Origin of the sequence: Nonomuraea turkmeniaca, assembly GCF_005889735.1 — a bacterium.
GTDB classification, from domain to species: Bacteria; Actinomycetota; Actinomycetes; order Streptosporangiales; family Streptosporangiaceae; genus Nonomuraea; species Nonomuraea turkmeniaca.
On the sequence record NZ_VCKY01000374.1, the window covers coordinates 1 to 6847 of the forward strand.

The window sequence follows — 6847 nt, forward strand, 5'->3', positions numbered from 1 at the left end:
CTGACCCGGTGGCATGGAGTGGCCGGGGTGTGTGCCCTGGCCGGGTGGCACGGGGTGGCTGGGGTGCATGCCCTGGTCGGGTGGCATGGCGTGGCGAGGGGGCCCACTCTGCCCCTGCGACGGCAGCCCCTGCCCGGCCCCCGGGTGCATGTGCTGGCCGGCTTCGGGAGGCGTGCCCCACCCCGCTTCAGGCGGTACGCCCTGCCCGGATCCGGGCGGCATGCCGTGGCCGCGCGGCATACCCGGGTCGCCGGGCGGCGCCGCATGGCTGCGGCGGGGCGGCATCTCCTGGGCTCGCGGCATCTCCTGGCCCGGCGGGAACCCTTGTCCCGGCGGCATTCCCGGTCCCGGCGGAACACCGCGACCGGCGGGCGGCATGCCCGGGCCCGATGCCATGCCGGGACCTGGATGCGTGCCCCGGCCTGGATGCGCGCCCTGGCCTGGATGCGTGCCCTGGCCTGGGGGCGTGCCCTGGCCCGGATGCGTGCCCGGGGCCGAGGGCATCGGGCCCCGGTGCATGCCGGGCCCGGGAGGCAGGCCCTGGCCGGGTGGCTGCGCATGGCTGGACGGCGGCGGCGGCGCGTCCCGGCCGTCCAGCACGTCCTGCCCCTCCGGCAGGTCCTGATCCTGCCTTGGGTCCTTCCTGGGCGCGAACCAGTCACGTTCGTTCGTGCTCATGCTGCGATCACTTCTTAACGGTCGAGTAGACGTCCTGAGGCGAGGCCGCGAGCTTGCGCGCGGCCTCCTCGTCCAGTCCGAGATCGACCTCGACCTCCGGCTGGTAGGGCTCCTGCAGCCCCGCCTGCGGCGGCAACCTGAACACCACCCGCGCGCCCGGCAGCGCCGATGCGGGAACCTCGAAGAAGAACCGCCCGCTGACCCAGATGTCCGGCTGCACCCACGTGTTCGCCAGCGTGTCGGTCGTGTCCACCCGGTCGGTGGCGTCGAACTTCTTGTCGTCGGCGGTCACCAGCACCGGATGGCCCAGGTGATAGGGCTTGAGACTGGACTTGGCAGAAGCGTTGACGATGAGGAAGAGATTGTCCGTCCCGATCGTCCCGTCATCGTCCTGGATCGACTTCGCGGCCGCGAACGAATCGAGCCGCACGGTGTACCGCCGGGCATCGACGGTCTCGCCCTTGGCGCCCGTGTACGTGAGCGGAGCGCTGAGCTCGCCGTCCGACAGGTCCAGAGTCTGCATCGCCATGGCACCACCCACCAGCAGCAGCCCGGCGGCGGCACTGAGCACCCGGGAGGCGCTGCCGCTGCGGCGCGAGGCCCGCCTGCTCTGGCGCGTGGGAGCGACCGCGGATCGTGACTCGGTGGCGGTCATGCGCCGGCACCTCCCTTGACGGACAGCGTCACGCGTGCTTTGACCTCGGGCATGCGCTTGTCTCCTACTTCCTTGCTGACCATCCCCCATTGGGGAGTGTCGCTGAGGAAGTCCGGTTCGAACTCGAACGCGGCCACGTCGAGGGTGATCTTCTCGGGCGGGTTCTCGTTGTCCTTGAGCCGGTAGCGGAGGATGACCTGGGTGGGCACGTCAGGCTGGAGCTGCCTGGTCTCCCCGCCTTTGCTCAGGCCGAAGGCGAACGGACCGGCCTCCTCGGTGAAGGCCGGCGTGATCTTGACCAGCGAGCCGGCGAAGCTCGTCGCTGTGAACGCCTGCTCGATCTTCTTCGGTGGCAACCCGACAGGGGCTGTCTCGTCGCCCTTGTTGGTGACCTCGAAGACGAGCTCGACGAACCGCTTGTCCTGGTCGAAATCGAACTTGCCCTCCTCCACCTTCACCCGCGACTCGACGAACTTGGTGGAGTACCTGCCTTGGTCGAGCACCGAACCCGGGCCCAAGGCATCGGGCTCTTCAGGAGCCTCGCCGAGACCGCCCAGGAGTGCGGTGATGCCGATGCCCGTGAGTGCCACCATTGCCATTGCGGGCACCACTACCGGGCGTCGTGGCTTGTCAGTGCCGCCGGAGGGTTCCGTCATGGGTAAGGATGGTAGTAGGTATCGCTTGTCCCATCTGCCGCAATGCTCCCATCGGACTGGTCGAAATTGCCGATAACCCTGCCGCTTTGGGGCTTGAAGCTCATACGCTGTCACGGAGCGGAAAGAGCTGGCCCCTACACCTAACGACATATCGCTGGCCGGAGGGTCACGTGGCGGACGTGCATCCCGATCATGCCCAGCTGCAGGCGGACCGCATCTACCTGGGCTGGCAGTACATTCTGCTGCACGCCGACCCGGGACCTCCGCCCAAACGCCCCTCCCCGGCCGAGGAAGAGGCGGTCGCCGCCGAGCCCGACCCCGCCGAGATCGAGCTGATGCGGCGCGAGCGGCTCCAGGAGGACCTGCTCAACCGGCCGGTACGCGTCGTCCGGCTGTTCATGCTCGTGGTGAGCGCGCTGATCCTGGCCGTGGCCGTCGCCGGTTACCTCGCGTGGCCGTTCGCGCTCGTGGCGCTCGTCGCGGCCGGAGGTGTGGCCGGCATCTGCAGTTACGCGTTGCTGCAGGGCGATCGGGCGGTGAAGTACCGGGTGCTGGAGCAGCAGGCCAGGGATCAGCGCCAGCGGCAGGAACGTGACAAGGAGTTGTTCCACGCCCAGGAGGAGCACGCCCAGCGCTACCGCGAGTGGCAGGAGTCCAAGGACCGCTACGACCGGCAGCTCACGTGGTACGCGGTGGCCGTACCGCACGAGATCGACCGCATTGACGTGGCCGGCGGCACGTTGCCCGGCTGGTCGGCGCTGGTCACCCTGCTCGGGGCCACGCGGCTCTACAGCGGCGGGCACCTGACCGTGCTGGACCTGTCCGAGGGCGCGATCGCGAAGGACCTGATCGAGCTGGCCCGCAAGGGTGGCGACGACCCGCTGGTCTGGGTGCTGCCGGTCGACTTACCCCGGCTGGACCTGGGCGCCACGCTGAAGCCGGAGGCGTTCGCGGACGTGCTGGCGCACGTGGTGAGCGTGAGCGAGGAGCACCGCACGACCCGTGACCTCAGCTTCGACAACGCCATCCTGGAGCGGGTGCTGGAGGTGCTCGGCGACAACGCCACGATCAGCCAGGTCACGGCCGCGCTGCGCGCGCTCGCGCAGGTGGGCGACCCGCGGGACGACCTGCGGTTCGGGCTGATCACCGCGACCCAGTTGGAACGCATCGGCACGTTGTTCGGGCGCGGGGTGAGCGACCGGGTGGTGATCGAGCGGGCCTGGGCGCTGGAGTCCCAGCTGCGCAAGCTGGAGACGCTCGGCACGGAGGCCGTACGCCTGCCGCCCGCCCGGCTGCGCGTGGTGAGCATGGACCGGCAGGCGGGCGTGTTCGGCAACCGCGTGCTCGGCACGTACGTGGCCACCGCGCTCACTCACATCCTGCGCCAGTCCCCGGCCTCGGACCGGCCCTGGTACCACACGATCATCGTGGCGGGCGCGGACAAGCTCAGGGGCGACGTGCTCGACCGCCTGATGGACGCCTGCGAGACCTCGCGTACCGGACTTGTCCTGACTTATCGGTCGCTCACCCCCACTGTCCGGGAACGCCTCGGCAGGGGCCACGCGGCGGTGGCGTTCATGCGGCTGGGCAACGCCGAGGACGCGCGGGTCGCCAGCGAGCACGTCGGCACCGAGCACCGGCTGGAGCTGGCCCAGCTCACCGAGACGATCAGCGACTCGCTGCCGGGGCTCGACGGCGGCTACACCTCGACGATCTCGCAGGTGGACGACGTCAGGGAGGAGCGGGAGGAGAGCACCGCCGATCTCGCCGGGGACATCACGGAGTCCACCGAGTGGGGCAGGACCGCGGACAAGATCGCGGAGAAGGAACGGGTGCTGCAGCGTTCGCGTGAGTTCCTCGTCGAGCCGCACCAGCTCCAGCAGCTGCCCACGACCTCGGTGATCGTCACGGACGCCACGGCCCACGGCCGGCGCGTCCGCCTCGCCGACGCGAACCCCGCCATCCTCACCTTCCCCAAGACCACACTCGGCGAATTGGAGGACGTACGCGAGGCCATGCTGGCACTCGACCCCCAGGCGCAGGAGGGCGACGGGGAGCCGCCGCCCAACCTGGGGCCACCACCGCCACGCCTGGACTGGCGAAAGGGCAGGCAATGAGATGGTCAATGTCAAGGTGACGAGCTGACGGCTGGCGGAGTTTGACAAAGAAACCGTCTGTGGGGGACTGAAGAATGCAGCCGAGCGTCTCGCTGAGTGGGCCCTGGTATCGGATCCAGTCCATTGCCGCGCCCTCGCGAAGCTCGTCGGCGGAATGGGATTTCGTCACCGTGCTGCCCGCGGTGTTGTCGGCGGCCCAGCGTGACCGGCCGTTCGTCATCGGGTGGCTGTCGCGGGGTTCCGGTGCGCCGCTCGAGCTCATCACCAACGCGGGGCCGTTGTCGCCGCCGCGCCAGCCGCGCCGGGCCACCGACACGCCCGGCCACCCGAGCGGGCCGCAGCCGCTGCTGTTCCCCGGCGGGGCTCGGGGGGTGCAGCTGTCGGACGAATACCTGGCCGACCTGGCGGACCTGGTGTGGACCCCGTGCCCGGGGCGCCAGGCGCCGCCGCTGGGCAGCAGGGAGAGGGTGGACCCGGACGAGCTGACGCGGCCGACGCTCTTCGAGTCGACGCTGGTCACGCTCATGTCCCGGCCGTTCGCGTGGCTGGTGGTGGCCGAGCCGACGGACCTGCTGGACGCCGAGGTGGCGCACCTGCGTACCCAGCTCAACGTGCTCAGGCAGTACGGCGACGCCTCCGAGCGCTCTCGGTTCGACGCCGAGCGGGCCGAGCGGCGGATGCAGGAGCTGGACGCGTTCAGGGAGGCCGGACTCTGGAACGTGCGGGTGCTGGCCGGCGGAGCCACCGCCGACGAGCTGCGGCAGATCGCGCCCGTGCTGGTCGGGTCGGTCGAGATGAGCCACCACCCGTACCGGCTGCGGAGCTCGCACGGCGCGGTCTACGCGCTGTCGGAGGCCCTCGCGATCACCATGCAGGACCCGGCCGACGGCGCCGCCGCCCCGTTCGCCGCCACCGCGGGAGCGCTCGCCGCGCTGGCCGGGCTGCCCAGGCGGGAGGTGCCCGGCGTGCGCGTGCTCGACTCGGGGTTCTTCGACGTGACCTCCGAGGCCGACGGAGGCGAGCTGGAGCTGGGGGAGATCCTGGACGGGCAGGACCGGGGCGTCGGGTCGTTCCGGGTGCCGCTGGCCACGCTCAACAGGCACGCCTTCGTGACGGGAGCGACCGGCTCCGGCAAGTCGCAGACCGTGCGTCACCTGCTGGAGCAGCTCAGCAGGGCGCGCATCCCGTGGCTGGCCATCGAGCCGGCCAAGTCCGAGTACGCCGCCATGGCCGGCCGCGTCGAGGAGTTCCGGAGCGGCGAACAGGGTCCGAGAGCGGCAGCCTGCGTAACCAGCGAGGACCCGTCGCGAGCGCGACCATCAGGCACAGTCACCATCATCAACCCGTCCGCGCCGGACGGCGTGCCGTTCAGCATCAACCCGCTCGAACCCGAGCCCGGCTATCCGGTCCAGGCCCACATCGACATGGTGAGGGCGCTGTTCATGGCCGCCTTCGACGCCGAGGAGCCGTTCCCGCAGATCATGTCGCTGGCCCTGCAGCGTGTCTACGAGGCCACCGGCTGGGACGTCGTCACCGGCGGCGCGGTACCCGGCTCCAACGTCCCGCCCACCATCCCCACCCTCGAACAACTCCAGCAGCATGCCATGGACGTGATCAAGGAGATCGGGTACGGCCGCGAGGTCCAGGCCGACGTCGAAGGCTTCATCTCGCTCCGGCTCCGGTCGTTGCGGGTCGGCTCGGCCGGGCGCTTCTTCGAGGGCGGCCACCCCGCCGACATCGGCGGCCTCCTCGAACGTGACGTCGTGCTGGCCATCGAGGACGTGGCCAACGACGAGGACAAGGCGTTCCTCATGGGCACGCTGATCATCAGGATCGTCGAGCACCTGCGGATGCGGGCGCGTACCGAGAAGTCCCACGAGCTGCGCCACGTCATCGTGATCGAGGAGGCGCACCGGCTGCTGCGCGACCGCGGCCAGGGGCGGGCCTCCACGCACGCCGTGGAGCTGCTGGCCGGGCTGCTGGCGGAGGTCAGGGCGTACGGCGAGGGCATCGTGGTGGCCGAGCAGATCCCCACCAAGCTCGTCTCCGACGTCGTCAAGAACACCGCGCTCAAGGTCGTGCACCGGTTGCCGGCCGAGGACGACAGGAAGCTCGTCGGCGCGGCCATGAACCTGAGCGACGAACAGTCCCGGCACGTGGTGTCGCTGCAGCCGGGCTCGGCCGCGGTCTTCGCCGACGGGATGGACCGGCCGCTGCGGGTACGCGTACCGCTCGGCGAGTCCAGGGAGAAGGTCCTCCCCGGCCCGCCGCCGCCCATCCGGGGCCGCAGGTCGGCGGCGTGCGGCGCGCAGTGCCGCACCGGGCAGGCGTGCACGCTCGTGGAGCTGCGGGAGGCGGACGTGCTGGCCGAGGCTCCCGACTGGGCGTGGCTGCGCATCTGGTGCGACACCGTCATCCTGGCCTACGTCAGCAACCGGCCGCTGCCCGGCGTGCCGCGTGCCCTGGCCGCCGCCTGGTCCGACCTGCCGGCGCGGCGGCGCGAATGCCTGCTGGCGACCCTGATCGAACGGGCGGTGCAGCGGCGCGCCTGGTCGCTGCGCAGCTGGTTCGATCCCGCGCTGCTCACGGAGAAGGCGGCGGAGTCGGCCACGCGCCTGCTCTCCGGCCTCGACGGCGGCGGCGAGCGTCCGGGGCCGTCGTGGGTCATCCCGCAGGTGCGGTGGCTGCACGAGGTGGACAGGCTCTTCCCGTATGGCCGGCCCGCCCCGAACCTGCGTGAC

Annotated in this window: 4 protein-coding genes and 1 pseudogene; 2 read left to right on the plus strand and 3 right to left on the minus strand. The window is 70.9% G+C overall.

All coding sequences use genetic code 11. The features are described from left to right. From ETD86_RS51425 to ETD86_RS51435, 3 genes and pseudogenes are all read right to left on the minus strand, one after another. Positions 1-678, minus strand: a pseudogene (locus tag ETD86_RS51425) (hypothetical protein); the annotation flags it as partial. A 7-nt stretch (positions 679-685) separates the two neighbouring features. After that, positions 686-1333 (minus strand): hypothetical protein, encoded by a 648-nt coding sequence (locus tag ETD86_RS51430; RefSeq protein ID WP_138673906.1) that lies wholly within the window; start codon positions 1331-1333, stop codon positions 686-688. Next, positions 1330-1932: a hypothetical protein gene (locus ETD86_RS51435; RefSeq protein ID WP_138673907.1), complete on the minus strand. Its 603-nt coding sequence runs from the start codon at positions 1930-1932 to the stop codon at positions 1330-1332. Before ETD86_RS51435 ends, ETD86_RS51430 begins: the two co-directional genes overlap by 4 nt. 227 nt (positions 1933-2159) lie before the next feature. Here ETD86_RS51435 and ETD86_RS51440 point away from each other — a divergent pair, with 227 nt between their 5' ends. Both ETD86_RS51440 and ETD86_RS51445 read left to right on the plus strand, forming a co-directional pair. Next, positions 2160-4106: a hypothetical protein gene (locus tag ETD86_RS51440; protein WP_138673908.1), complete on the plus strand. Its 1947-nt coding sequence runs from the start codon at positions 2160-2162 to the stop codon at positions 4104-4106. A gap of 74 nt (positions 4107-4180) precedes the next feature. Next, positions 4181-6847, plus strand: a 2667-nt coding sequence (locus ETD86_RS51445) for an ATP-binding protein (RefSeq protein ID WP_138673909.1), incomplete at its 3' end; no start/stop codon positions are given.

Bases quoted from the DNA above. Each gene is read 5' to 3' on its own strand.
- ETD86_RS51430 (WP_138673906.1), bottom strand. From the start codon at position 1,333: ATGACCGCCACCGAGTCACGATCCGCGGTCGCTCCCACGCGCCAGAGC.
- ETD86_RS51435 (WP_138673907.1), bottom strand. From the start codon at position 1,932: ATGGCAATGGTGGCACTCACGGGCATCGGCATCACCGCACTCCTGGGC.